The sequence below is a fragment of the Streptomyces sp. NPDC029296 genome (assembly GCF_055569255.1).
The window spans coordinates 35,997-60,066 of the sequence record NZ_JBVHXT010000053.1 but is presented as its reverse complement, the minus strand read 5'-3'; the positions used below and the strand labels follow the sequence as shown (position 1 = coordinate 60,066).

Below are 24,070 nucleotides of genomic sequence, written 5' to 3'. Positions count from 1 at the left end.
GCGTTCCACGAGCAGGGGCATCGCGTCGGAGGCGGTGACCAGTTCCCGCAGCGGATACCGGGCGAGCACCTCCTCCACCTCCGGGGCGAGGGCCGCCTTCAGCCGGTGGTGGACCGAGAGGGTGTCGTCGCCGAGGGCGCGGGCGGCGGCCAGCACCAGGTCCCGCTCGGGGCCTCTCGGCACACCGGCGGCGGCCCGCTCGTACAGCTCCGCGCCCTCCTCCAGGACCAGGCCGGTGTCGACCCCGGCCGGCACCTTCACCGACGCGGTGTGCCGCCAGGTGGCCAGTGGATGGCTCCACGCCTCCACACGGAAGGTCCAGCGTCCCGTCACGTCCGGGGTGATTTCCGCCCCCCACCGGTCGCTGCCCGGCGCCAGCTCCCGCATCGGCGTCCAGGGGCCGCGCCGGCCCTTCGGATCACGCAGGACCACATTCGCGCCCACGGCGTCCTGCCCTTCGCGGAACACGGTGGCCGTGACCTCGAACGTCTCCCCGGCCACCGCTTTCGCCGGGCGCCTGCCACACTCCACGGCCGGCCGGACATCACGTACCGGTACACGGCCGATGGCCGGGATCCTGCGCATGTTTCTCACCTCCGCCGTGCGCGGAGCCGGGCGCCCGGCCCGGCTCCGCGATCCGAATAGCCGGGACCGGCCGCTCGCCGGTCCCGCGGGGAACGCCTTGTACGGTGTCAGGTCAGGGGCTTGGCGCCGTGGAACGCCGCTCCGACGGCGGCGCTCTTCTCGCCGTCCGGCGCGGCTGCGGCCGCCCGTCCTGCTCCCGCAGATAGGTGACCAGGTTCGTGCGGAGATAGCGCTCGGCCGCGTCCGCGGCCTCGCGGGCGCAGCGCTTGCCCATCAGCACGCACAGGGTGTACCCGGAGTCCTCGAAGGTGGCCCGGACCGTGCGGTCGTACGGCGAGGCGAGCATCACGCGCTCCCACGCCCGGTATCGCCGCAGCTGCCGGGCCACTTCGGCCTTGGCGGGTAGCAGCATGGCCCTCTTCACCTTCCACGCTCTCGACTGGGCGCGTCCCGACGGTCGGGTGGTGTCCGCGCAGGGGAGGGCACGGCACCGTTACGGCGATCGAGGCTTTCACTTATGGTGCACGCGCGACGACGCAGCGTCTTGTTGGATCTTCAACGAGAGTGGGGTGTCCGGGGCTCGTGTTGCACGAATGGCGTAGTGCGCGCACCGTGGAGATGACTCTGAAGCGATCAGCGCTCACGCTGTGTGCCCGGGACACGTCCGGGCGGGCGCGGGGAGCGAGAGCTTCGCCGGTGAGGAGCAAGCGACGATGAAGACCGCAGTGCCCTGCTACTACCACCTCGACGTGGAGGTCGGTCCGGAACGGGTGGGACAGGTCGGCCGCATCCTGGCCGCCCATCTGCGCTACTGGGACCTGGACACCCTCGTGGACCCCGTCCGCCGCGGCGCCGAACTGCTGCTGCGGGCGATCGACGCGCACGCGAGGAACAAGCACACCTCCATCGAGATGTGGTGGAACGGCCAGCACCTGATCACCGCCTTCGGCGGCGCCGACCCGGAACTGCGCCCGGACCCCGACCTGCGGTCCTGCCTGGCGGACATCGCCGCCATGAGCGACGGCTGGGGCTGCTGCGCCTCGGACGCCGGCACCACCATCATCTGGTTCTCGCAGCGCGCCCGGGCCGGCCAGCGCGTCCCGCTGGTGCCGCTCGCCCCCGCCCCCACGCTGCGCACCGGCCTGGAGGTCCCCCGCGACGAGCCGGTGACCGTGCTGGCCGGCCGGGCGTTCGCCGGTGACGCCCCCCTGGAGGGCAGCCGGTGACCGCGCGCACGGCACGCGCGGGGGTGCCCGTCTGGAGCGGGCACCCCTACCCGTTGGGCGCCGCCTTCGACGGGCAGGGCACCAACTTCGCCCTGTTCAGCGAGGTCGCCGAGCGCGTGGAGCTGGTCCTCGTCGACGACGCGGGCGCCGAGACCCCCATCCGGCTGCACGAGGTCGACGGGTTCGTCTGGCACGCCCATCTGCCCGGTGTCGGCCCCGGGCAGCGCTACGGCTACCGGGTCCACGGCCCCTGGCAGCCCGCGTTCGGCCACCGCTGCAACCCCGCGAAGCTGCTGCTCGACCCGTACGCCCGCGCCGTGGACGGGCAGATCGACAACCACCCCTCGCTGTACGAGCGCGCCCCGGACGGGCCCGCCCCGGCCGACAGCGCCGGCCACTCCATGCTGGGCGTGGTCACCGACCCGTTCTTCGACTGGGGCGACGACCGCCCGCCCCGCACGCCGTACGCGGACTCGGTGATCTACGAAGCCCATGTCCGCGGCCTGACCCGCACCCACCCGGACATCCCCGAGCGGCTGCGCGGCACCTACGCCGGCCTCGCGCACCCGGCCGTGACCGAGCACCTCACCTCGCTCGGCGTCACGGCGGTGGAGCTGATGCCGGTGCACCAGTTCGTCCACGACGGCGTCCTCCAGGACCGCGGGCTGTCCAACTACTGGGGCTACAACACCATCGGCTTCTTCGCCCCGCACAACGCCTACGCCGCCTTCGGCACCCGCGGCCAGCAGGTCAACGAGTTCAAGGCCATGGTCAAGGCGCTGCACGCGGCCGGCCTCGAAGTGATCCTCGACGTGGTCTACAACCACACCGCCGAGGGCAACGAACGCGGCCCCACGCTGTCCTTCCGGGGCATCGACAACGCCTCCTACTACCGCCTGGTCGACGGCGACTGGGCGCACTACTACGACACCACCGGCACCGGCAACAGCCTGCTGATGCGGCATCCCTTCGTGCTCCAGCTGATCATGGACTCGCTGCGGTACTGGGTCACCGAGATGCACGTCGACGGCTTCCGCTTCGACCTGGCGGCCACCCTGGCCCGGCAGTTCCACGAGGTGGACCGGCTCTCGGCGTTCTTCGACCTGATCCAGCAGGACCCGGTGATCAGCCGCGTCAAGCTGATCGCCGAGCCGTGGGACCTGGGCGAGGGCGGCTACCAGGTGGGCAACTTCCCGCCGCTGTGGTCGGAGTGGAACGGCAAGTACCGGGACGCCGTGCGGGACTTCTGGCGGGCCGAGCCCGGCTCGCTCGGCGAGTTCGCCTCCCGGCTCACCGGCTCCTCCGACATCTACCAGCACAGCCGGCGCCGGCCGCGCGCGAGCGTCAACTTCGTCACCGCGCACGACGGTTTCACGCTGCGCGACCTGGTGTCGTACAACGACAAGCACAACGAGGCCAACGGCGAGGACAACCGCGACGGGGAGAGCCACAACCGGTCCTGGAACTGCGGGGCGGAGGGCGACACCGACGACCCGGCCGTCCTGGAACTGCGCGCCCGCCAGCAGCGCAACCTGCTGGCCACGCTGCTGCTGTCGCAGGGCATCCCCATGCTGTGCCACGGCGACGAACTCGGCCGCACCCAGCGGGGCAACAACAACGCCTACTGCCAGGACAACGAGATCTCCTGGGTGGACTGGGACCTCACCGACGAGCAGCGCGCCCTCGCCGGCTTCACCGGGCGCCTGATCGCCCTGCGCGCCGCCCACCCGGTGCTGCGCCGGCGCCGCTTCTTCCGCGGCGAGACCGCGACCCACGCCGGGCAGCCGCTGCCCGACCTCGTGTGGCTGCGGCCCGACGCCCGGGAGATGACCGACCGCGACTGGCAGCGCGCGGACGCGCACTCGGTCGGCGTGTTCCTCAACGGCGACGCCATCGCCGAACGCGACCCCTACGGCCGGCCCATGACCGACGACTCCTTCCTGCTGCTCGTCAACGGCTACTGGGAGCCGGTCGTCTTCCGTCTGCCCGGCGAGTCCTTCGGCGAGCGCTGGACCACGCTGATCGACACCGCCGACCCCGACGGCGTCCCCGACGAACGCGAACGCAAGGCGGGCACCCGGCTCCGCGTCGAGGCCCGCGGTCTGGTCCTGCTCTCCCGTCCCTCCCGCGCCGCGACCCGAGCGCCCGGGCGCCGCGCGCGGGGCGTCAGCAGCAGGCGCCCCGCGCGGTGACCGTGAACTGGGCGCCGTCGGCGTCGCGCAGGATCGCCTCCCGTTCGCCGTCGTCGCGCAGCACGCTGCCGCCGTGCTTCTCCGCCGCGCGGGCGCAGGCCGGCACGTCGGTGACCGCGAAGTGGACCTGCCAGTGCGGCCGCACCGAGGGGTCCGGGGCGGCCTCCACCGCGCCCGAGTCGATGCGCGCCACCACGTCGCCCTCGCTGCGCAGCAGCACCTCGCCGCCGTCGTACTCCACCTCGCAGCAGCCCGGCTGCCCGGTCGCCCAGTCCAGGGTCTCGCCGTAGAACATCGCGGCGTCGAAGGCGTCGCGGGTATGCAGCCGCACGAAGGTGGGTGCCGCCCGCCGCCAGGCCTGCCAGTTGGTGACCAGGTCGCCCTGCCAGATGCCGAACGTGGCGCCGTCCCGGTCGGCGAGCAGCGCCGCCCGGCCGGGCGTGAAGGACAGCGGCCCGACCGCGGCCGTACCGCCGCGCTCCCGGACCCGGGACACGGCCACGTCCGCGTCCCGCACCGCGAAGTACGGCGTCCAGGCCACCGCCATCTGCCACATGGAGGCGACGGCGGCGATCCCCGCGACCGGGACCCCGCCCGCCAGCGCGATCCGGAAGTGCTCGCCGAGCTTGGCGGTGCGCCACTGCCAGCCGAGGACGGCCGTGTAGAACTCCTGCGTGGCCTGGAGATCACGGCTGGTCAGGCTCACCCAGCAGGGCGCGCCGAAGACGGAGTGGGTGGAGACGACGTCTTGTCCGCGCGGTCCGCCACCGGGGCTGTCGTGGTTCATGGCAGTCGGGTCCTGCTCTCGGGGCCGGGCGGCCACCGGTATGCCACCAGTGTCCGGCCGGACGGGGTGGTAACGCCTGTCGAGTACCCGGGTGGCAGGGGGGCAGCCCCCTGCGCACGATGGAGGGATGGGAGAGAGCGAGCCGGACCGGATCGCCGCGTTGCAGGCGGAGGTCGACCAGCTGAAGGAGGCCATGGCCTCGCACGCGGTCGTGGACCAGGCGATCGGGATGGTGGTCGCCCTCGGCCGGGTCACCCCGGACCAGGGCTGGCAGGTGCTGAAGGAGGTCTCCCAGCACACCAACATCAAACTGCGCCACATCGCCGAGCTGATCCTGATCTGGGGGCGGCGCGGCGACCTGCCGGACCACATCCGGGCCGAGCTGGAGGAGGCCCTGGACCGGTACGGGCCCGCGCGGGTGCCGGGGACCGAGGGGGAGTAGGGGCGTACCGGCGGCGGTGGGGGCCGTCGTACGGGTGGGGGAGTCAGCGGATCTCCGCGAGCAGTTCCTCGCGCAGCCGGTCGAAGCAGCCGCTGAGCAGCCGCGAGACGTGCATCTGCGAGATCCCGAGCTGCGAGGCGATCCGGCTCTGCGTCATGCCCCCGAAGAACCGCAGGTAGAGGATGGTGCGCTCGCGTTCGGGCAGCGCCTGGAGACACGGCCTGACCGCCGCCCGGTCCACGACGAGGTCATAGCCGGGGTCCGGCCCGCCCAGGGAGTCCCCGAGGGCGTAGCCGTCCGTGCCGGAGACCTCGGCGTCCAGCGACAGCGCGGAGAAGCACTCCAGCGCCTCCATGCCGGTGCGCACCTCGTCCTCGCTGAGGCGGGTGTACGCGGCGATCTCGGCGACGGTGGGCGTGCCGCCCCCCGTGGTCTGCGCCAGGTCCTTCACGGCGGCGCGGACCCGGTTGCGCAGGTCCTGCACCCGGCGGGGCACGTGCAGGGTCCACATGTGGTCCCGGAAGTGCCGCTTGATCTCCCCGGTGATGGTGGGCACCGCGTACGCCTCGAAGGCCCGGCCCCGCTCCGGGTCGTAGTGGTCGACGGCCTTGACCAGACCGAGCGCGGCCACCTGGTACAGATCCTCCAGGGCCTCGCCGCGGCCGCGGAAGCGCACCGCGATCCGCTCGGCCATGGGCAGCCACAGCCGGACCAGCTCGTCCCGGAGCGCCTGGCGCTCGGGGCCGTCGGGCAGTGCGGCGAGCCGCTCGAAGGCGGCGCCCGTCTTCGGGGCGTCGTCGTGGGGATGGGTCTTCGTGCTGCCAGTGACACGCATCGCGCGCACCTCTCTCAGCAGGTGCTGAAGGGACAACACCGTGGGAGGTGCGCTCGGACCATGGATAGGACACCGGGGGCCGGCAGTGCGCGGTCTCCCACGGACGTGCCTCCTGTCCGAAGCACTGTTGTGCCCTTTCCCGCTGCGGCGCATTTCCAAACAATTAATGTGAAATTGGACTATACGGACCAAGGGGTCGGGCGGGTAGCCGATCCCGTCACGGACGTGATGTGCGGCACGCGGACGAGGACGGCCGGAACCCGCCGCGCGGGCGTTCTTCCTGGGCAGCGCTTGATCACCGATCAGCGGGCCCCAATTCCCCTGACCACGGTGCGTTCCGGCCATTTGACAGTGCGCTCGGCGCACAGATAGACAGCAGCTCTCGAAGGTCGAGAGGGGCACTGTGTACGAGCCGAACGTGGTCGGTGACTGGCGGGAGTGCGAGGAGCATGCCGGTCTGCGGGTCCGCGTCCACCGCCTGGAGGCGGCCGAGCCGCCGCGCGGACGGGACGACGCCGCCGCCGGGCTGACGTATTTCAGTGTCCGGGTGACCGTGGAGAACCGCGGCGCCCGGCCCTACGGCATCCACCTGGAGGACGGCCAGATCGACGTCCGCGTCGGCCCGGACGGCGAGGGCGCCTTCATCGACTGGCGCAACTCCCAGTTCGTCGAGGGCTTCGACGTCTACCCGCTGCGCCGGGCCACCGCCGTGGTCTATGCCGCCGCCCCCGAGGCGGCCCTCGGGCACGTGGACGTCCAGGTGCAGCTGCGGGTGGACGACGAATGGACCGGCCGCCGGCTGTGGGCGGGCGGCATCGGCGTCCTGGAGTCGGCCCCGGCGGCCGCCCCCGCGGCCACCGGGCAGGGCAGCCTCGCCCACCAGGTCTCCGCCTTCCTGCGCGACCAGGCGGAGCCGGGCTCCGCCTGACCCGCACCCCGCAGGGGCTCGCCGGCCGACGCCGTACGGGACTCAGTGCGGGATGCCGTCGATGATCTCCCGCGCGCCCTGGCGCAGCAGCGCGACCGCGACCGAGGTGCCGAGGGTGGCCGGATCGAGCCGCCCCGCCCACTCGTGGGCGTTCAGCCGTGTCTTGCCGTCCGCGGTGAACACACAGGCCCGCAGCGAGAGTTCGCCGCCGCGGTCCACGCGCGCGTACCCGGCGATCGGGCTGTTGCAGTGCCCTTGCAGCACATGCAGGAACATCCGCTCCGCCGTCGCCTCCCGGTGGGTGTCCGGGTCGCCGAGGCCGCTCACCGCGTCGATCAGCCCGGTGTCGCCCTCCCGGCACTGCAGGGCCAGGATGCCCGCGCCGATCGGCGGCATCATCGTCTCCGTCGACAGCACCTCGCTGATGACGTCGCTCCGGCCGATCCGCTCCAGGCCGGACACCGCGAGCAGCAGCGCGTCCGCCTCGCCCGCCGCCAGCTTCTCCAGCCGGCGGTTGGCGTTGCCGCGGAACGGCACGCAGTCCAGGTGCGGGTGGGTCGCGGCCAGTTGGGCGATCCGGCGGACCGAGGAGGTGCCGATCCGGGTGCCGGCCGGCAGCTCGTCCAGGGTCAGCCCGTCCGGGTGGACCAGCGCGTCGCGGATGTCGTCGCGCCTCAGGAACGCGGCGAACACCGTGCCGGCGGGCAGCGGCCGGTCGGCGGGCACGTCCTTCACGCAGTGCACCGCGAGATCCGCCTCCCCGGCGAGGAGGGCCGCGTCCACCTCCTTGGTGAACGCCCCCTTGCCCTCGACCTTCGACAGATCGCCCATCCACTTGTCGCCGGTCGTCTTCACCGGGACGACCTCGGTGCGCACCCCCGGGTGCAGCACGGCCAACTCGGCGCGGACCCGCTCGACCTGGGCCAGGGCCATGGGGGAGTCGCGGGAGACGATGCGGATCAGTTCCGGTGCAGACATGGGGGACACGATAGACCCTGGGCCGGGGCGGCCCCGGTCGCACCACCCGCGCCGGACGGGAGGCACCGGCCGCCGGGGCCACGGGAGTTCGCCCGCCGGCCGATGTCAGCCCGGCTCGTCCGGCAGGTCCGCCGCCGACTCCTCGGGGGTGAGGTCCGGGCGGAGCCGCAGCCAGGACGGCTGGCGCAGCATGCCGTGCCGGGTGCGGATGCTGTAACCGACCTCGCCCACCAGCCGGGGCAGTACCCAGTGTGCCCGGGGGATGCGCGGCACCGGGTCGAAGGGGCACCGGTCGCTCGCCGCCTCCCGCAGCAGTTCGGCCAGCCGGACGCGTTCCTCCTCGCTCCAGCCGGTGCCCACCCCGCCGACGTAGCGCAGCCGGCCCTCCGGGTCGCGCTGGCCGGCCAGGACCGCCCCGGGCAGTCCGGTCAGCCGGCCCCTGCCGGGCAGCCAGCCGCCGATGACCACGTCCTCCGCGCGCATGTGCCGGATCTTGATCCAGGCGCGGGAGCGGACCCCGGGCTCGTACACCGAGTCCAGCCGCTTGCACACCAGCCCCTCCAGCCCGTGCTCCCGGGTGGCGCGCAGCGCCTCGGCGCCGTGCCCGGTCACCGCGCCCGGGGTCGACCAGTACGGCCCGGCCAGGCCCAGTTCCTCCAGCCGGGCCCGCCGCCGCGCGTACGGCAGCCGCAGCAGCGGCTCGGTCAGATACGGCACGTCGAACAGCACCAGGTGCACCGGCACCCGGGCGGCCCGGCGCGCCGCCCGCGCGGGGGCGTGCGCGAGGCCCATCCGGCTCTGCAGCAGCTGGAAGTCGGAGCGCCCCCGCTCGTCCAGGGCCAGCACCTCGCCGTCCAGCACGGCGGGCGTGGAGCCCAGCGCGGCGCCCAGCGCCCCCAGTTCGGGGTAGGCCGCGGTGATGTCGTCGCCGGAACGGGCGCGCAGCAGCACGCTGCCGTCGCCGGGCAGGTAGACCAGCACCCGCTGGCCGTCCTGCTTCGTCTCGTACGCCCAGCGCCGGTCCTGGGCGGCGGGCGGCAGGCCGCCGGGGGTGGCGAGCATCGGCGCGATGAGCGGCAGGGGTACGGCGGTCACGGCAGAAGATCTCGACCGGCCCCGGCCCGCTCACGCGCCTTTCCCGCGCGGTTCCCCTGAACGGGCCCCGCGCCGCCGCTCCGGCGCCAGGTCAGCCGACCGGCTCGGCCGGCGCGGCGGCGGCCGGCGCGGGCGCGGGGGCGGGGCCGGCCGGGCGGTGCCGGGGGAGGAACGCGGCGAGCAGGAACGCGAGGGCCGCCGCGCCCGCGCCGAGCGCCATCACGGCCTTGAAGCCGTCCTCGGACGGCAGCGTGTGGCCGCCGAGGCTGATCGTCATCTGGGCCAGGATCACGCCCGCCACGGCACTGGCCACCGAGGTGCCGATCGACCGCATCAGCGTGTTGAGGCTGTTCGCGGCGGCCGTCTCGGAGGCCGGGACCGCGCCCATGATCAGCGCGGGCATGGCGCCGTAGGCGAAGCCGACGCCCGCGCCGATGACGCAGGAGACCAGCACCAGGTGCCAGATCTCGCTCATCAGCACGATGCCGAGCGCGTACCCGGCGGCGACGATCACCGCGCCGGTCATCAGGGTGGTCTTCGGGCCGCGCGTCTTGGTGATCAGGGCGGAGACCGGGGCCGTGGCCATCATCACCAGGCCCTGCGGAGCCATCACCAGGCCCGCGGTGAGCATGGACCTGCCCAGGCCGTAGCCGGTCTGGACGGGCAGCTGGAGGAGCTGCGGCAGGACGAGGGCCATCGCGAACATGGAGAAGCCGAACGCGATCGAGGCCAGGTTCGTGAACAGCACCTGGCGGCGGGCCGTGGTGCGCAGGTCGACCAGCGGCTGTGCCGTGCGCAGCTCGAGGAAGCCCCACGCCACCAGGACCACCACGGCGAGCGCGAGCAGCCCCAGGGTGGTGCCGCTGCCCCAGCCCCAGTCGGCGCCCTTGGAGACCGCGAGGAGCAGCGAGACCAGGCCGACGGCCATGCCGAGCGCGCCGGTCAGGTCGAACCGGCCGCCGGTGCGCACGCCGGACTCCGGCACCAGGCCCAGCACCAGCGCGGCCGCGACGGCGCCGAGGGCCGCGGAGGTCCAGAACAGCACGTGCCAGTCGTAGTGGTCGGCGATGAACGCCGCCGCGGGCAGCCCCAGGGCGCCGCCGACCCCGAGCGAGGCGCTCATCAGCGCGGTGGCGCCGGCCAGCTTCTGCGGCGGCAGCTCGTCCCGCATGATGCTGATGCCGAGCGGGACCACGGCGGCGGCCAGTCCTTGCAGCGCACGGCCGGCGATCATCGGCACCAGCCGGTCGCTGAGCGCGCACACCGCCGAGCCGGCCACCAGCAGGGCCAGGCTGACCAGCAGCAGGCGCCGCTTGCCGAACATGTCGCCGAGCCGGCCGGCCACCGGGGTGGCGACGGCGCCGGCCAGCAGGGTGGCGGTGACCGCCCAGGCGGCGTCGGACGGCGAGGCGTGCAGATAGCCGGGCAGCGCGGGCACGATCGGGATCACCAGGGTCTGCATCAGCGACACGGTGATGCCGGCCAGGGCCAGCACCGCGACCACGGCACCCGGCCGGGGCGGTGCCGGGCGGCCGGCCTCGGCGGGCCGGGCGGGGGCGTCGGACATGAAGGGAGCCTTCCGGGAGGGGGAGCGGCGGACCGCTTTTTAAGTCAATTGCTTGACTTACTGTAGCGGCCGGTCACCGGGCCCGGTGCGGGAGAGGCCGACCGCCGGGGCGGGTACCGGGAGCGGCCGGTCACCGGGCCCGGTCCGGGCAGGCGGCCCGCGCGCCGTAGGCTGTGACCGGCTGGACCTCGCCCGCCCCGGCCGAGGACCCGGGGCGGAGTGCGGGACGGACCGCCCCCGGGGTGGAGCACGTCCCGGAGCGGTGGTGAGCATGGCGCGCAGGACGGCGCGGACCGAGCAGGTGAACGCGACGCGGGAGGCGATCCTGACCGCGGCGGAACGGCTGTTCGCCGAGCACGGCGTGTACGCCGTCTCCAACCGCCAGGTCAGCGAGGCCGCCGGCCAGGGCAACAACGCCGCCGTCGGCTACCACTTCGGCACCAAGGCCGACCTGGTCCGCGCCGTCGCCCGGCGGCACACCCGGCACATCGAGACGCTGCGGGAACGGGCCCTGGAGGAGACCGCGGGCTCCGCCGACGTGCGCGACTGGGTCGGCTGCCTGGTCCGCCCGGTCACCGAGCACCTCGCCGGACACGGCAGCCCGACCTGGTACGCCCGCTTCTGCGCGCAGGTGATGACCGACCCGGCGCTGCACGAGATCATGGTCGAGGAGTCCCTCGCCTCACCGGCGCTGCGCGAGGCGGTCGAGGGCCTCAACCGCACCCTGCCGAACCTGCCGCCCGAGGTCCGCGCCGAACGCGGCCAGATGGTCCGGCTGCTGATCCTGCACACCTGCGCCGAGCGCGAGCGGGCCCTCGCCGAGGGCACCCCGACCCCGCACGCCACCTGGAGCGAGGCCGCCACGGGGCTCGCCGACGCGATCGTGGGCCTGTGGCTGGCCCCGGTCAGCGCCCGGGCGGCGGCACCGGAGGGCTCCTCCTCGGGCTGAGGAGGAGGTCACGGCGGGCTCAGGAGGCCCGCGGTGGTCCGGCCCACCCCAGGGAGCGTTCGACGGCCCGCTGCCAGTTGCCGTACTCCGCCTCCCGCCGCTCGGGGTCCATGCCGGGCAGCCACTGCGCGGCCCGGTGCCAGTTGCGGCGCAGCACCTCCAGTCCGGGCCAGTACCCGGCGGCGAGACCGGCCGCGTAGGCCGCGCCCAGGGAGACCGTCTCGGCGACCATGGGCCGCACCACGGGCACGTCCAGCACATCGGCCACGAACTGCATGAGCAGGTTGTCCGCGGTCATGCCGCCGTCCACCCTGAGCTGCGGCAGGGGCACCGGGAAGTCGGCGTTCATCGCGTCGACGACCTCCCGGGTCTGCCATCCCGTGGCCTCCAGCACCGCCCGCGCCAGATGCCCCTTGGTGATGTACGAGGTGAGGCCGACGATGACCCCGCGCGCGTCGCTGCGCCAGTGCGGCGCGAACAGCCCCGAGAAGGCGGGGACGATGTAGCAGCCGCCGTTGTCCTCGACCGTGCGGGCGAGGGTCTCGATCTCCGGGGCGCTCCCGATCAGGCACAGGCGGTCGCGGAACCACTGGACGAGCGCGCCGGTGACCGCGATCGACCCCTCCAGGGCGTAGGCCGGCGGCTGGTCGCCGATCTTGTAGGCGACGGTGGTGAGCAGCCCGTGCCGGGAGCGCACGACGTCGTCGCCGGTGTTCAGCAGCAGGAAGCTCCCCGTGCCGTAGGTGCACTTGGCCTCGCCGGGGGAGAAACAGGTCTGGCCGAAGAGGGCGGCCTGCTGGTCACCGAGGGCCGCGGTGAGGGGGATGCCCGGCAGCAGCGCGCTCGCCTCGCCGTACCGCTCGGCGGAGGGACGGATCTCGGGCAGCATCGGGCGGGGCACGCCGAAGAAGTCCAGCAGTTCGTCGTCCCAGGCGAGGGTGTGGATGTTCATCAGCATCGTGCGGCTGGCGTTGGTGGCGTCGGTCAGGTGCAGGCCGCCGTCGGCGCCCCCGGTGAGATTCCACAGGAGCCAGCTCTCCATCGTCCCGAACAGCACCTCGCCGTCCCGGGCGCGCTGCTCGACGCCCTTGACGTGGTCGAACAGCCAGCGGATCCGCAGCGCGGAGAAGTAGGTGGAGGGCGGCAGGGCACACCGCCCAAGGAAGAACGCCTCGCCGGGATCGCGCAGGAGGTCTGCGACCAGGGGCGCGGTACGGGTGTCCTGCCAGACGATCGCCCGGCCCAGCGGCGCGCCGGTGCGCCGGTCCCAGAGCACCGTGGTCTCCCGCTGGTTGGCCAGCCCGATGGCGGCGACCTGCTCCGTCGCGACACCGGCGGCGGACAGGGCCTCGGGCACCACCCGGCGCAGGTTCTGCCAGATCTCCACGGCGTCGTGCTCCACCCACCCGGGCCGCGGGAAGTGCTGCTGGTGCTCTCGCTGCGCGACCGAGACCAGCCGCCCGCGGTGGTCGAAGAGGATGCAGCGGGTGGAGTTGGTGCCCTGATCGACCGACATCACATACCGTTCCGTCATGATCGGGCCTGCCTTCCGACGGATCTGGGGGCGGCTGTCGTGGCCTACCAGCGGGCGGCTCCCAGATCTCTGGAGATCGCCCTCGCGGCCTCACGGACCAGGCCGATCAGCGGGGGCCGGGCCCGGCACCGGCCGTCGCAGATCCGCTCCACCGGCCCGGACAGTCCGACGGCGCCCACGACGAGCCCGCCGTGCCCCCGGATCGGCGCCGCGATCCCGGCCTCGCCCATGCTCATCTCCTGGATCTCGGCCGCCCATCCGGCGTCCCGCACGGTGGCGAGCGCCCGGGCGAGCCGCTCGGGATCGGTCAGGGTGTGCCGGGTGTACGCCTCCAGCCCCGGCGCCCGGTCCGGCGCGGCCGTCGCCGTGCCGAAGGCCAGCAGCACCTTGCCGAGCGAGGAGGCGTGCAGCGGCAGCAACGCGCCCACGTCCAGGGTCTGGAAGCTGTCGTCGGGCCGGAACACATGGTGGACGACGAGGACCCTGCCCTCCAGCGGGGTGCCCAGGCGTACCGCCTCCCCGCTGCGGGCGGCCAGGGCGTCGGCCCAGTTCAGGGACCGTGAGCGCAGTTCGTTGACGTCCAGGTAGCTGGTGCCCAGGTGCAGCAGGGCGGCCCCGAGCTGGTACTTCCCGGTCGCCGCGTCCTGCTCCACGAAGTCCACGTGCTGGAGCGTGCGCAGGATGCCGTGGGCGGTGCCCTTCGCCAGCCCGAGCGAGGCCGCCACCTCGCCGAGTCCGAGTCGGCGGGGCCCGCCGGCGAGCAGCCGCAGAATCGCCGCCGCCCGCTCGATCGACTGGACCGGTCCGGCCATGAGGCGAGCCTATTACCGTCGCGGACGCTTCGCCCCGCGGGACGGCGGGCCGGGGCCGCGGGGCGGGCCGTTCGGTAATGCCGACCCCTGTTCATTGACCCGCCCCGATATGTCTCCCTAACGTGCTTTGAGGCCCGGAAGACGCCGAGACAGCGTGCGAGACCGGCAGCAGATCGGGAGAGAACATGGTGGCTCAGCTCAATACCCTGCTTCGGGCGGCACATGAACATGTGTGTCCGGTGCCGCCCGTCGCCGGCGCGGTCTCGGCCGTACGCCGGCGGGTGGCGGCGCTCCTCGCCGACTGGAGCGTGTGTCCGGAGATCGTCGAGGACTCGCTGCTCGTGGTGTCGGAGCTGGTCACCAACGCGATCGTGCACGCCCGGCCGCCGGCCGAACTCCGGGTGTCCTGGGTGCGCGGCGATCACCCGCCCACCCTGCGGGTGGAGGTCACCGACGCCGGAACCGACTTCGCCGCGGGGCCGTCCCGCGCCGGGATCGACCCGGACGAGCACGGCCGGGGCGAGGCGATCGTCCGCGCCCTGGCGACCCGCCACGGCCTACGGGTTCATCCCGAGCGGGTCACCCGCTGGGCGGAGCTGGTCGCGGCCTGAGGCACGGCCCCGGCCCCGGCCGCCACGGCGGCCGGATCCCCTGACGGCCTCCGGCGCAGCAGCAGCAGGGCCGCGTCGTCGTGCAGCCGGCCGCCCACGTGCGCCAGCAGCTCGTCATGGAGCGCGCCGAGCGTGCGCGCCGGCTCCTCGCACACATGGCGGCCCACGCCGTCGGCCAGGGGATAGAACACGCGCGCCCCGTCACGGGCCTCGGTGACGCCGTCCGTGTAGAGCAGCAGCTGGTCCCCCTCCGCCAGCGGCAGGCGCCGCAGGCCGGGAGCGCGGTCCGACAGGGCGCGCAGCCCGAGCGGCGGCGCGGGGCGGTCCGGCTCCACCGCGGTGACCTCGCCGGACGCGGAGATCAACAGCGGCGGCGCGTGCCCGCAGTTGACGATCTCCAGCTGTCCCGGCCGGAGATATCCGGCGACCACGGCGGTGACGAAGTCGTCCGGGCCGAGGTTGCGGGCGAGGCTCCGCTCGATCCGGTCGACGACGGCGAGCAGGTCGGCCTCGTCGTGGGCGGCCTCCCGGAACACCCCGAGCACGAGCGCGGCCGTGCCCACGGCCGGCAGTCCCTTGCCGCGTACGTCGCCCACGATCAGCCGGATGCCGTGCGGGGTGGACTCCAGCGCGTACAGGTCCCCGCCGATCCGGGCCTCCGCCGCGGCGGCGCTGTAGCGGACGGCCACCTGGAACGGGCCGACGGTCTCCGGGACGGGCTGGAGCAGCGCGTGCTGGGCGGCCTCGGCGACCGAACGGACGGCGGCGAGTACGCGCTCCCGGCGCTGGCGCAGAACGCCGGCCAGGGCGCTCGCCGCGGTGACGGCCGGCAGGGCGCCCAGGACGGCCGCCGCCTCGGGTGCGGACATCCCGTGCCCGCAGGCCAGGGCGGCGCCCGCCGCCGCCGCGAGGAGACCGGTGCCGAGGACGCCGCGCGGGCCGTTGGTGACGGCCGCCAGCGCGGGACCGGCCGCCAGCAGCGGCAGCCAGAGCGCACCCGCGCCGCCCACCAGGCCGCCGAGGACGACGGCGGCGACGACGAGGGCCGGCAGCAGCCGCCGTCCCGCGGCGTGCGCCGTCCGCTTCCCGAACCGCCGCGCCGGCATGTGGTCACCGCCCTCGTCTCGGACCTGGCTCATGTGTCGTCCGCTGTCCTCTGCCCTCGCCTGTACGAAGGTGGCCCCGCCGCTGGGAGGCGCTCACCCGGAATGTCCCCTGCGTCAAGCAAACGGGCCGGGCACGGGCGGTCACAAGAAGCGGATTTTCAGATAGTGAGCAAGGCGGCGCCGGTGCGGGCCGGGGCACGGGTGCGGCCGCCGCTCACGTGGTCAGCGAGAGGCTCCGGGTCACGCGGCTCGCGATCGGGAGCAGCCGGGCCCGCATCTCCTGGAGCCGGTCCTTGCGGTCCGCCGGCAGGGAGACGCCCAGCGAGCCGAGGGTGTCCCCGCGGTAGACCGGTACGGCGACGCACACGGTGCCGAGCGCGTACTCCTCCAGGTCCGTGACGGCCGGCGCCAGGGGCGGCGCGTCGAGCCTGCGGAGCAGCTCCGGCAGGCTGGTGACCGTGCGCGGCGTGAGATCGGCGAGCCGGTGCCGGGACAGGTACTCCCGGCGGGCGTCCTCGCCCAGCTCGCGCAGCACGGTCTTGCCGAGCGCGGTGGCGTGTCCCGCGTCCTCGAACCCCACCCACAGGTCCACCCGGGGGGTGCGCGGGCCGTCGACGATCTCGGCGACCCTGATCTCGCCCTCCTCGTAGAACGTGAGGTAGGCGGCGGTGGACAGCTCGTCCCGCAGCGCGGCCAGCGTCGGGCGCACCCGGCTCAGCAGCGACTGCGGGCGGCCGGCGGAGTGCAGGGAGGCCAGCCGGTCACCCAGCACGAAGCCGCCGTCGTCCAGCTTCCGCACGTACCCGTCGTGCAGCAGGGTGCGCAGCAGGTGGTAGGCGGTGGCCAGCGGCAGCCGCGTCTCGCGCGCCAGTTGCTTGGCCGGCGCGCCGTTCTCGTGGGCCCCCACCGCCTCCAGCAGCCTGAGCGCCCGCTGCACGGACGTGATGAGGGTGGGGCCTTCCCGCGCACCCATAGGACCAGGCTGCCCCGGCCACCGGGCGGGGGCAAGGCAGGGGTTCACCGGGAAACCCGTCCGGGCACCGGGGAGCGGACCGAGCGGCACGCGTTCGCGCCGCCGCGGCAGGCGCTCCCGCACCTCCGGGCGGCAGACCGGCGATCTGCGCCACCGTCCCCCGCGCGGACGCGCCCCGGTGGCCTACGCTCCAGTAATATCCGGCGGCAGGCCACCAGAGGAGGAACCGTGTCCCGGTCCGAACGCTCACCCCTGCTGCTCGCCGGCCTGCTGGCCGCCGCCGGGGCCGCCCACTTCGCCGTGCCCCGGCAGTTCGACGCGGTCGTCCCCCGCGCGCTGCCGGGCCCGCCCCGGGCCTGGACCTACGCCGGCGGGGCCGCCGAACTGGCCCTGGCGGCCGGGATCGCGGCGCCCCGCACCCGCGCCTGTGCGGCGAAGGCGGCAGCCGCCTTCTTCGTCGGCGTCTTCCCGGCGAACGTCCAGATGGCCGTGGACTGGCGCCGCCGGCCGGCGCCGCTGCGGGCGGCGGCGCTGGCCCGGCTGCCCCTCCAGGTCCCCCTGGTGCTGTGGGCGCGCGGCGTGGCCCGGAACGGAAAGGGGCGGTCGTGACGAGGCCCCTCGCGGTCGGGGACACGGCGGAGGACTTCGCCCTGCCCGACGAGACCGGCACCACCCGTCGGCTCACCGAACTGCTGGCGGGCGGCCCCGTCGTGCTCTTCTTCTACCCCGCGGCCCTCACCCCCGGCTGCACCGCCGAGGCCTGCCACTTCCGGGACCTGGCCGCCGAGTTCGAGGCCGCCGGCGCCCGGCCCGTCGGCATCAGCGGGGACGCCGTCGACAGGCAGCGGGAGTTCACCGGCCGGCACCGGCTCGGCATGCCGCTGCTCTCCGACGCCGACGGCACGGTCCGCGAGCGGTTCGGCGTCGCGCGCGGCTTCTCCCTGGCCCCGACCAGGCGCGTCACCTTCGTGATCGCCGAGGACCGTACCGTCCTGGAGGTCGTCCGCAGCGAACTGCGCATGAACACCCACGCCGACCGGGCCCTCGCCGCCCTCCGCGCCCGCCGGGGCTGAGCGGCGGTCACTGGAAGGGGCAGCCCGGGTTCGGGGCGTCCTCGGAGAACGGGGAGCCGTGCGGCAGCACGTACAGCACCTCCAGGACCAGCGGGGTGTCGCCCAGATTGCGGCCGATGTGGACGTAGCCGGGGCCGGCCGGCTCCTGGATCGTCTCGCCGGCGCGGTACACGCCGTCCGGCCCGCAGGTGGAGTCGAAGTGGCTGAGGGTGCCCTGCCGCACGACGCCGTGCAGCGGGCCGTCGTGGTAATGCCAGCCGGTGCTCTGGCCGGGCGGGAGCGTGACCTCCCGCAGGATGTAGTCGGTGCCGCCGACGGTGGTCTGGGCGAGGACCCGGGACGTGATGCCGGGCCCCGCCGGGGTCGCCGCGGCGAGGGAGCAGGTCATGAGGGCGGCGCCGGTGACGACGCCGGTCACGGCGGTACGGAGTGCGGTGCGCATGCCGGCCTCCGGAAGGCGTGGAAGGGGGACGCCGTGACCCTAGAGGCACGGCGGGCCCCCCGGGGCCGGAATCCCCGCATCCGGATACGGCCGCCCGCGTACGCGGCGCAGTCCCCGCCGGTGCCCACGGCGACCCGGGCCAGTGTGCGGCCGGTGCGCACCGAGCGGGCCCGCCGGGAGCAGGCGTGCCGTGCCGGCCGGCCCCTCGCGCACCGGCAGCGACGCACGAGCCGTTCGGCCGCGACCGGCGGGGCCGCCCGGGCGCTCCGGGAACCCCGGACTCCGGCCCCCGGTGCCGTGGTCACCCGGCCGGCCGCCAGCCCAGCGCCGGCCCGAGCTTCGTCGCCATGTCCGTCAGGATCTGCGCGTAGTCCTCGTGCTCGAAGGTGAACGGCAGGGCGAACGCCACCTCGTCGACCTCCCGGAAAGCGGCGTGCGCGTGCAGCCGTTCGGCCAGCTCCGCGGAGGTGCCGACCAGGTCCGGCGCGAACAGCTGCCGCCCCGGGCCCTGCGGGGAGGTGGTGCGGGGCAGCCGTCGGGCCGCGTACTCCGCGTACTTGGCGCGTTGCGCGGGGCTCGCCGAGTCGGTCGGGATCACCACCAGCCCGTGGGACACCCGGGCCGCCTCCCCGTCCGGGTGGTGGGCCCGGAACTCCCGGATGAGGGACAGCTGGATCGCGGCGAAGTCCGGCGGCCCGTCCACGCCCCCGGTGTCCTCCGCCTTGACCACGCTGCTGGTCAGGAAGTTCATGCCGTGCTCGCCCGCCCAGCGCGCCGACCGCAGGCTGCCGCCGCCGTACCACATCCGCTGTCCGAGCCCGGGGGAGTGCGGCTGGACCACGTCGGAGAACACCTCGAAGCCCTTCACGCCGCTGAAGTCGCTGGCGGGCTTGCCGCGCACCAGGTCCAGCAGCCGCCGCACCCGCTCGAAACCGAAGTCCTCCGCGTCGGCGGTGTCCGGGTAGAGGGCGCCCTTGACCTGGTCGAAGTGCGTCGGTGGGCCCACGCTGACGCCCGGGTTCAGCCGCCCGCCGGACAACACGTCGACCGTCGCCAGGTCCTCGGCGAGCCGCAGCGGGTTCTCCCAGCCGAGCGGCGTCACCGCGGTGCCGAGCTGGATCCGCCGGGTGCGCTGCGAGGCGGCGGCCAGCACCGCGACGGGGGAGGAGATGCCGTACTGGAGATGGCGGTGGCGCACCCAGGCACTGTCGAAGCCGAGCCGCTCGCCCAGCTCGATGATCTCCAGCGTGGACTCGTGGCCCCGCCCGGGGTCCGCCGCGTCGAACAGGCCGATGGTCAGAAAGCCCAGCTTGCGCAGGGGGCGAGAGGTGGACGGCAACGGGTCCTCCAGCGGTCGGGTGTCGGCTCCGCCTCGATTCTGGCAGGCCGGTGTGACAACCGTGTGATCAATCCGCCGGGGCCGCCCGCAGCGGGATCACGACCTCGTCCTCGACCGGGGGGTCGAGTTCCTGCGCGAGGTTGCCCGTCGCGGCGAAACAGCGCAGCCGCACGGCGTCCGCCGTGACGTCCAGCCGCAGGAAGGACTTGAAGAACGGCGGGCTGTGGGTGGCGGAGGACGGCGAGAGCAGCGTGGTGTACATCTTGCGCACGGGCAGCCGGAACCGGGCCGGACGGCCGGGGCGGCGACCGGTGCCGAGCAGCCCCGCGACCAGCCGGGTGCGGCGGGTGATCCGGGCGTCGGGGCCGGGGGCGCGGGCCGGTTCGATGCCGAGCCGTTCGGCGACGACGGCCGCCGCCTCCTGTTCCGTCAGGCGGAAGAAGCGGCGCAGCCGCAGCCGGCGCCCGTACAGGCGGCTGTAGAAGGCGAGCGAGTCGCCGCGCAGCGGATAGCAGCGGAACTCGCGTTCGGTGACACCGCCCACCGACACCCGGGGGATGGTGTGCGTGGCGTGCGTGAACGCCCCGCCGCCGCCCGCCACGACGTACTGGACGGTGCGGCCGTCCACCGTCACCGGATAGCGCTGGTAGTTGTGGATGTCGCCGCCGATCGCGGCGACGTAGTGGTGCCGCGGGTCCCGGACGATGTCGTCCACCGTGCCGCCGCCCTCGACCGGGCAGGGATGGTGCTCGCCGTCGACGTACAGCGGCGAACCGGTGACGAGGATCTTCGGCCTGGGCCCTTGGGACACTTCCCGCAGCCAGGCGCCCTGTTCGGCGTCGACCGTGCCCAGCAGGCCGGTGTCGATGCCGACGATCCGCACCGGCCCCGCGTCGATCGCCCAGTACGGGCCCGGCTGTTCGGCCCGCTGCCCGGGCGCCGACCGCAACGCCCGGGCCGCGGCGAACCGTCGCTCGTCGGCGGGGCGCCCCCGGTGCCACAGCAGGGACCGCCACCAGGCGCGGGTCAGCGGGCGGGGCCGGGGCTCCGGGGCGGGCGGCGGGGTGTCGGCGCAGAACACGCGCATGAAGGCGCCGAGATCCTCGTACCAGTCGTGGTTGCCCGGTATCGCGTAGATCGGCCCCGGGTAGTCCTGGTAGGGCCGGAAGAACTTGTCGCCGTAGTCGTCGGCGCCGCCGACGGGGTAGACGACGTCGCTGGCGAGTACCGCGAAGTCGGTTCCCCGGCTCGCTTCCAGGAAGCCGGGCACGACGGCGTACTGGGAGTCGCCGCCCTCGCCGGTGTCCCCGATGACCATGAAGGAGAACGACTCCGGCACGTCCCGCCGGATCAGCTTGTCGGCGGGCGCCCCCGCCGCCGCCCGGCGGGCCACCCAGCGGCCGCGGGTACGGCCGGTCGGGTCGCCGAACAGGGACGCGAGAACGCCGTTGCGGGCGGCCCACAGGATGCGGGGGTTCAGCCACGACAGGTTCTCGACGTGGTCCGGCAGCAACTGCCGGTAGGCGCCGGGCCGGGCCGCGCCCCAGCCGGCGCCCTGTGCGGTATCGCGCGAGGAGTCAGACACGCGGTGCACGGTAACAACGCCCCGACCAGCACCGGAAAGCCGGGTACGGCCCAACGTCCCGGCCGTCGGCACCCGTTGGCCGCGCCCGCCCGGCACCGGCCGGGGTGACACCGGTGTGGCCCCGGGGGGCCCGGCGGGTCACCGCTTGCGGGCGGCTCCGCCGTGCTCGGCGACGATCCGCGGGGCGCGGACCGAGTGCGGCACCGACGTGCCGGTCGCCGGGTGCGGCGCCGGAGGGGTCCTCGGTCGTGTCCTTCCCTCCGCCGGGCCTCGATCCGGCCACGGTCGTCCCCGGGGGCCCGGACCGGCCCCTGTCCCGCCCACGCCCCGGAAGCCGCCGCTCACCTCCGGATCCGCCCACGCCGGCCGATAGGGAAAACCCTCGATTGACCCGGCCATGGGTGACATGGATCGGTCAAGACTGTCATTCTCCCTGCGCACCCTGATCCACCCCACCGGTTCCCGGATCACGGTCCCGCACGACTCAGCTCACCCGGGCGGCAGACCCCGCTGCCCGTCCGTCACCTCACCGGCCGCCGACCGGCGGCCGCAGCAGGAGGAGTACGCGTGAGACCCCACAGACCCCTTCCCCACAAGCGCGCCACGGCAGGAGCCGCCCTGCTCTCCGCCGCGGCGCTCCTCGCCGTCGGCCTCCAGGCGGTCCCGGCCGCCGCCGCCCCGGCCGCCCCCCACCCCGGCTCGCTGCGCACCGGCGCACTGGCGGTGAAACTCAGCCCGGCCCAGCACCGCGCACTCGTCGAGAGCGCCCGGGACACGACCGCCGGCACCGCCCGCACCCTCGGCCTCGGCGCGAAGGAGAAGCTGGTCGTCAGGGACGTCGTCAAGGACAACGACGGCACCCTGCACACCCGGTACGAGCGCACCTACGACGGCCTGCCCGTCCTCGGCGGCGACCTCGTCGTGCACACCCCGCCCGCCTCGCTGGCCAAGGGGACCGTCGGCACCACCTTCAACAGCAGGCGCACCATCACGGTGCCCTCCACCACCGCCACCTTCGCCAGGGCCGCCGCCGAGAGCAAGGCGCTGAAGGCCGCGAAGGCGCTGGCCGCCGCCAAGCCCACCACGGACAGCGTCCGCAAGGTGATCTGGGCCGGCGCCGGCACCCCGAAGCTGGCCTGGGAGACGGTCGTCGACGGCCTCCAGGACGACGGCACCCCCAGCCGGCTGCACGTCGTCACCGACGCCACCACCGGCAAGGAGCTGTACCGCTACCAGGCGGTCAGGACCGGCACCGGCAACACCCAGTACAGCGGCACCGTCACCCTGAACACCACGCTGTCGGGCTCGACGTACCAGCTGTACGACACCACGCGCGGCGGTCACAAGACCTACAGCCTCAACCGGGGCACCTCCGGCACCGGCTCCCTGATGACCGACGCCGACGACGTCTGGGGCGACGGCACCGGCTCCCACACCCAGACCGCGGGCGCCGACGCCGCCTACGGCGCGCAGGAGACCTGGGACTTCTACAAGAACACCTTCGGCCGCAGCGGCATCCGCAACGACGGCGTCGCCGCCTACAGCCGCGTCCACTACAGCAGCGGCTACGTCAACGCCTTCTGGGACGACAGCTGCTTCTGCATGACCTACGGCGACGGCAGCGGCAACACCCACGCCCTGACCTCGCTGGACGTGGCCGGCCACGAGATGAGCCACGGCGTCACCTCCAACACCGCCGGCCTGAACTACAGCGGCGAGTCGGGCGGCCTGAACGAGGCGACCTCCGACATCTTCGGCACGGGCGTCGAGTTCTACGCGAACAACCCCAAGGACGTCGGTGACTACCTCATCGGCGAGAAGATAGACATCAACGGCGACGGCTCGCCGCTTCGGTACATGGACAAGCCCAGCAAGGACGGCGGGTCCAAGGACAGCTGGTACTCCGGTATCGGCAGCCTCGACGTGCACTACTCCTCGGGCCCGGCGAACCACATGTTCTACCTGCTGTCCGAGGGCAGCGGCACCAAGACCATCAACGGCGTGACGTACAACAGCACCACGTCCGACGGCGTCGCCGTCACCGGCATCGGCCGCGACGCCGCGCTGAAGATCTGGTACAAGGCGCTGACGACGTACATGACGTCCAGCACCAACTACGCCGGCGCCCGCACCGCCGCGCTCAACGCCGCCGCCGCGCTCTACGGCACCAACTCCGCCCAGTACGCCGGAGTCGGCAACGCCTTCGCCGGCATCAACGTCGGCGGTCACATCAACCCGCCCAGCAGCGGGGTGACCGTCACCAACCCGGGCAGCCAGACCGCCACCGTGGGCACCGCCGTGAGCCTCCAGATCCAGGCGAGCAGCACCAACAGCGGCGCGCTGACCTACAGCGCCTCCGGCCTGCCCACCGGCCTGACGATCAACGCCTCCACCGGTCTGATCACCGGCACGCCCACCGCGGCGGGCAGCTACAACACCACCGTGACGGTGACCGACTCCACCGGCGCGACCGGCACCGCCACCTTCACCTGGACGGTCGGCACGACCGGCGGCGGCTGCCCGGCGACGCAACTGCTGGGCAACCCCGGCTTCGAGTCCGGCAGCTCCGCCTGGACCGCGAGCAGCGGCGTCATCACCACCGACACCGGCCAGCCCGCCCACGGCGGCTCCTACAAGGCATGGCTGAACGGCTACGGCTCCACGCACACCGACACGCTGTCCCAGTCGGTGGCCGTCCCGGCGGGCTGCAAGGCCACCCTGACGTTCTACCTGCACATCGACACCGACGAGACCACCACCGGCACCCAGTACGACAAGCTGACGGTGACCGCCGGTTCGAAGACCCTCGCCACCTACTCGAACCTCGACGCGGCCTCCGGCTACGTCCAGAAGACCTTCGACCTGTCCTCACTGGCGGGTTCCACGGTCACGCTGAAGTTCAACGGCGTGGAGGACTCCGGCCTCCAGACCAGCTTCGTCGTGGACGACACCGCCCTGACGACCGGCTGATCACCTGACACCGCGCGCGGTCCCGCACCCGGTTCGCCGGG

At 74.0% G+C, this 24,070-nt stretch carries 23 protein-coding genes; 9 read left to right on the top strand and 14 right to left on the bottom strand.

Features of this window, described 5'->3' with window-relative positions:
- Positions 1-585: maltotransferase domain-containing protein (locus tag ACZ4W9_RS35100; RefSeq protein ID WP_467942573.1), on the bottom strand; the 585-nt coding region annotated here is incomplete at its 3' end.
- Positions 586-697: 112 nt separating this feature from the next.
- Positions 698-997, bottom strand: a complete 300-nt coding sequence (locus ACZ4W9_RS35095; RefSeq protein ID WP_467942572.1) for a DUF5133 domain-containing protein — start codon at positions 995-997, stop codon at positions 698-700.
- Positions 998-1,298: 301 nt separating this feature from the next.
- On the opposite strand from ACZ4W9_RS35095, the gene ACZ4W9_RS35090 reads away from it, so the two are divergent.
- Positions 1,299-1,811, top strand: a complete 513-nt coding sequence (locus tag ACZ4W9_RS35090; protein ID WP_467942571.1) for a pep a2 — start codon at positions 1,299-1,301, stop codon at positions 1,809-1,811.
- Positions 1,808-4,003 carry a glycogen debranching protein GlgX gene (gene glgX / locus ACZ4W9_RS35085; RefSeq protein WP_467942569.1) on the top strand — a complete coding sequence of 732 codons (2,196 nt, stop codon included), beginning with the start codon at positions 1,808-1,810 and terminating at the stop codon, positions 4,001-4,003. Before ACZ4W9_RS35090 ends, glgX begins: the two co-directional genes overlap by 4 nt.
- Here glgX and ACZ4W9_RS35080 read toward each other — a convergent pair.
- Positions 3,978-4,790, bottom strand: coding sequence for a VOC family protein (locus ACZ4W9_RS35080; protein ID WP_467942567.1), 813 nt, complete (start codon positions 4,788-4,790; stop codon positions 3,978-3,980). The two genes, glgX and ACZ4W9_RS35080, sit on opposite strands and share 26 nt — an antisense overlap.
- 127 nt (positions 4,791-4,917) lie before the next feature.
- Here ACZ4W9_RS35080 and ACZ4W9_RS35075 point away from each other — a divergent pair, with 127 nt between their 5' ends.
- A complete protein-coding gene (locus tag ACZ4W9_RS35075; RefSeq protein ID WP_467942565.1) occupies positions 4,918-5,232 on the top strand; it encodes an ANTAR domain-containing protein in 315 nt (104 codons plus the stop codon).
- A 43-nt stretch (positions 5,233-5,275) separates the two neighbouring features.
- Here ACZ4W9_RS35075 and ACZ4W9_RS35070 read toward each other — a convergent pair whose 3' ends face one another.
- A complete protein-coding gene (locus ACZ4W9_RS35070; RefSeq protein ID WP_467942564.1) occupies positions 5,276-6,067 on the bottom strand; it encodes an RNA polymerase sigma factor SigF in 792 nt (263 codons plus the stop codon).
- A gap of 403 nt (positions 6,068-6,470) precedes the next feature.
- Between ACZ4W9_RS35070 and ACZ4W9_RS35065 the strand changes: the two genes are divergently transcribed.
- The gene (locus ACZ4W9_RS35065) at positions 6,471-6,995 is read left to right on the top strand and encodes a hypothetical protein (RefSeq protein ID WP_467942563.1); all 525 of its coding nucleotides are present in this window, start codon (positions 6,471-6,473) and stop codon (positions 6,993-6,995) included.
- 42 nt (positions 6,996-7,037) lie between these two features.
- Here ACZ4W9_RS35065 and hemC read toward each other — a convergent pair whose 3' ends face one another.
- From hemC to ACZ4W9_RS35050, 3 genes are all read right to left on the bottom strand, one after another.
- On the bottom strand, positions 7,038-7,973 hold the full coding sequence (hemC, locus tag ACZ4W9_RS35060; protein ID WP_467942561.1) for a hydroxymethylbilane synthase: 936 nt from the start codon (positions 7,971-7,973) through the stop codon (positions 7,038-7,040).
- Between the two features lie 105 nt (positions 7,974-8,078).
- Positions 8,079-9,035, bottom strand: a complete 957-nt coding sequence (locus ACZ4W9_RS35055) for an ATP-dependent DNA ligase (protein ID WP_467942578.1) — start codon at positions 9,033-9,035, stop codon at positions 8,079-8,081.
- A gap of 124 nt (positions 9,036-9,159) precedes the next feature.
- Complete coding sequence (locus ACZ4W9_RS35050; protein WP_467942560.1) at positions 9,160-10,635, bottom strand: MFS transporter; 1,476 nt, start codon at positions 10,633-10,635, stop codon at positions 9,160-9,162.
- A gap of 271 nt (positions 10,636-10,906) precedes the next feature.
- Between ACZ4W9_RS35050 and ACZ4W9_RS35045 the strand changes: the two genes are divergently transcribed.
- Positions 10,907-11,584 (top strand): TetR/AcrR family transcriptional regulator, encoded by a 678-nt coding sequence (locus ACZ4W9_RS35045; protein WP_467942558.1) that lies wholly within the window; start codon positions 10,907-10,909, stop codon positions 11,582-11,584.
- 19 nt (positions 11,585-11,603) lie between these two features.
- Here ACZ4W9_RS35045 and glpK read toward each other — a convergent pair whose 3' ends face one another.
- The gene (gene glpK / locus ACZ4W9_RS35040) at positions 11,604-13,118 is read right to left on the bottom strand and encodes a glycerol kinase GlpK (protein WP_467942557.1); all 1,515 of its coding nucleotides are present in this window, start codon (positions 13,116-13,118) and stop codon (positions 11,604-11,606) included.
- Positions 13,119-13,162: 44 nt separating this feature from the next.
- The gene (locus tag ACZ4W9_RS35035; RefSeq protein ID WP_467942556.1) at positions 13,163-13,930 is read right to left on the bottom strand and encodes an IclR family transcriptional regulator; all 768 of its coding nucleotides are present in this window, start codon (positions 13,928-13,930) and stop codon (positions 13,163-13,165) included.
- Positions 13,931-14,169: 239 nt separating this feature from the next.
- On the opposite strand from ACZ4W9_RS35035, the gene ACZ4W9_RS35030 reads away from it, so the two are divergent.
- Complete coding sequence (locus ACZ4W9_RS35030; protein ID WP_467942554.1) at positions 14,170-14,541, top strand: ATP-binding protein; 372 nt, start codon at positions 14,170-14,172, stop codon at positions 14,539-14,541.
- On the opposite strand, the gene ACZ4W9_RS35025 is transcribed toward ACZ4W9_RS35030, so the two are convergent.
- Both ACZ4W9_RS35025 and ACZ4W9_RS35020 read right to left on the bottom strand, forming a co-directional pair.
- On the bottom strand, positions 14,496-15,680 hold the full coding sequence (locus ACZ4W9_RS35025; protein ID WP_467942553.1) for a PP2C family protein-serine/threonine phosphatase: 1,185 nt from the start codon (positions 15,678-15,680) through the stop codon (positions 14,496-14,498). The genes ACZ4W9_RS35030 and ACZ4W9_RS35025 overlap by 46 nt on opposite strands.
- Before the next feature lie 181 nt (positions 15,681-15,861).
- Entirely contained in the window at positions 15,862-16,620 is a 759-nt protein-coding gene (locus ACZ4W9_RS35020) for an IclR family transcriptional regulator (RefSeq protein WP_467942551.1), read from the bottom strand.
- Positions 16,621-16,848: 228 nt separating this feature from the next.
- Here ACZ4W9_RS35020 and ACZ4W9_RS35015 point away from each other — a divergent pair, with 228 nt between their 5' ends.
- Positions 16,849-17,229: a DoxX family protein gene (locus tag ACZ4W9_RS35015; RefSeq protein WP_467942550.1), complete on the top strand. Its 381-nt coding sequence runs from the start codon at positions 16,849-16,851 to the stop codon at positions 17,227-17,229.
- Entirely contained in the window at positions 17,226-17,693 is a 468-nt protein-coding gene (locus ACZ4W9_RS35010; protein ID WP_467942548.1) for a peroxiredoxin, read from the top strand. The genes ACZ4W9_RS35015 and ACZ4W9_RS35010 overlap by 4 nt, the downstream gene beginning before the upstream one ends.
- Before the next feature lie 7 nt (positions 17,694-17,700).
- On the opposite strand, the gene ACZ4W9_RS35005 is transcribed toward ACZ4W9_RS35010, so the two are convergent.
- From ACZ4W9_RS35005 to ACZ4W9_RS34995, 3 genes are all read right to left on the bottom strand, one after another.
- Positions 17,701-18,135, bottom strand: coding sequence for a cupin domain-containing protein (locus tag ACZ4W9_RS35005; RefSeq protein WP_467942546.1), 435 nt, complete (start codon positions 18,133-18,135; stop codon positions 17,701-17,703).
- Between the two features lie 301 nt (positions 18,136-18,436).
- The gene (locus ACZ4W9_RS35000) at positions 18,437-19,474 is read right to left on the bottom strand and encodes an LLM class flavin-dependent oxidoreductase (protein ID WP_467942545.1); all 1,038 of its coding nucleotides are present in this window, start codon (positions 19,472-19,474) and stop codon (positions 18,437-18,439) included.
- A 67-nt stretch (positions 19,475-19,541) separates the two neighbouring features.
- Positions 19,542-21,059 carry a metallophosphoesterase family protein gene (locus ACZ4W9_RS34995; RefSeq protein WP_467942544.1) on the bottom strand — a complete coding sequence of 506 codons (1,518 nt, stop codon included), beginning with the start codon at positions 21,057-21,059 and terminating at the stop codon, positions 19,542-19,544.
- Positions 21,060-21,626: 567 nt separating this feature from the next.
- Here ACZ4W9_RS34995 and ACZ4W9_RS34990 point away from each other — a divergent pair.
- Complete coding sequence (locus ACZ4W9_RS34990; protein WP_467942542.1) at positions 21,627-24,029, top strand: M4 family metallopeptidase; 2,403 nt, start codon at positions 21,627-21,629, stop codon at positions 24,027-24,029.
- The last annotated feature ends 41 nt before the right edge of the window (positions 24,030-24,070 follow it).

What these genes read in the sequence shown, in the direction of transcription:
- ACZ4W9_RS35095 (WP_467942572.1), bottom strand. Translation starts at nt 997, where the DNA reads ATGCTGCTACCCGCCAAGGCCGAAGTGGCCCGGCAGCTGCGGCGATAC.
- ACZ4W9_RS35090 (WP_467942571.1), top strand. Translation starts at nt 1,299, where the DNA reads ATGAAGACCGCAGTGCCCTGCTACTACCACCTCGACGTGGAGGTCGGT.
- ACZ4W9_RS35080 (WP_467942567.1), bottom strand. Translation starts at nt 4,790, where the DNA reads ATGAACCACGACAGCCCCGGTGGCGGACCGCGCGGACAAGACGTCGTC.
- ACZ4W9_RS35075 (WP_467942565.1), top strand. Translation starts at nt 4,918, where the DNA reads ATGGGAGAGAGCGAGCCGGACCGGATCGCCGCGTTGCAGGCGGAGGTC.
- ACZ4W9_RS35070 (WP_467942564.1), bottom strand. Translation starts at nt 6,067, where the DNA reads ATGCGTGTCACTGGCAGCACGAAGACCCATCCCCACGACGACGCCCCG.
- hemC (WP_467942561.1), bottom strand. Translation starts at nt 7,973, where the DNA reads ATGTCTGCACCGGAACTGATCCGCATCGTCTCCCGCGACTCCCCCATG.
- ACZ4W9_RS35055 (WP_467942578.1), bottom strand. Translation starts at nt 9,035, where the DNA reads ATGCTCGCCACCCCCGGCGGCCTGCCGCCCGCCGCCCAGGACCGGCGC.
- ACZ4W9_RS35050 (WP_467942560.1), bottom strand. Translation starts at nt 10,635, where the DNA reads ATGTCCGACGCCCCCGCCCGGCCCGCCGAGGCCGGCCGCCCGGCACCG.
- ACZ4W9_RS35045 (WP_467942558.1), top strand. Translation starts at nt 10,907, where the DNA reads ATGGCGCGCAGGACGGCGCGGACCGAGCAGGTGAACGCGACGCGGGAG.
- glpK (WP_467942557.1), bottom strand. Translation starts at nt 13,118, where the DNA reads ATGACGGAACGGTATGTGATGTCGGTCGATCAGGGCACCAACTCCACC.
- ACZ4W9_RS35035 (WP_467942556.1), bottom strand. Translation starts at nt 13,930, where the DNA reads ATGGCCGGACCGGTCCAGTCGATCGAGCGGGCGGCGGCGATTCTGCGG.
- ACZ4W9_RS35025 (WP_467942553.1), bottom strand. Translation starts at nt 15,680, where the DNA reads ATGAGCCAGGTCCGAGACGAGGGCGGTGACCACATGCCGGCGCGGCGG.
- ACZ4W9_RS35020 (WP_467942551.1), bottom strand. Translation starts at nt 16,620, where the DNA reads ATGGGTGCGCGGGAAGGCCCCACCCTCATCACGTCCGTGCAGCGGGCG.
- ACZ4W9_RS35005 (WP_467942546.1), bottom strand. Translation starts at nt 18,135, where the DNA reads ATGCGCACCGCACTCCGTACCGCCGTGACCGGCGTCGTCACCGGCGCC.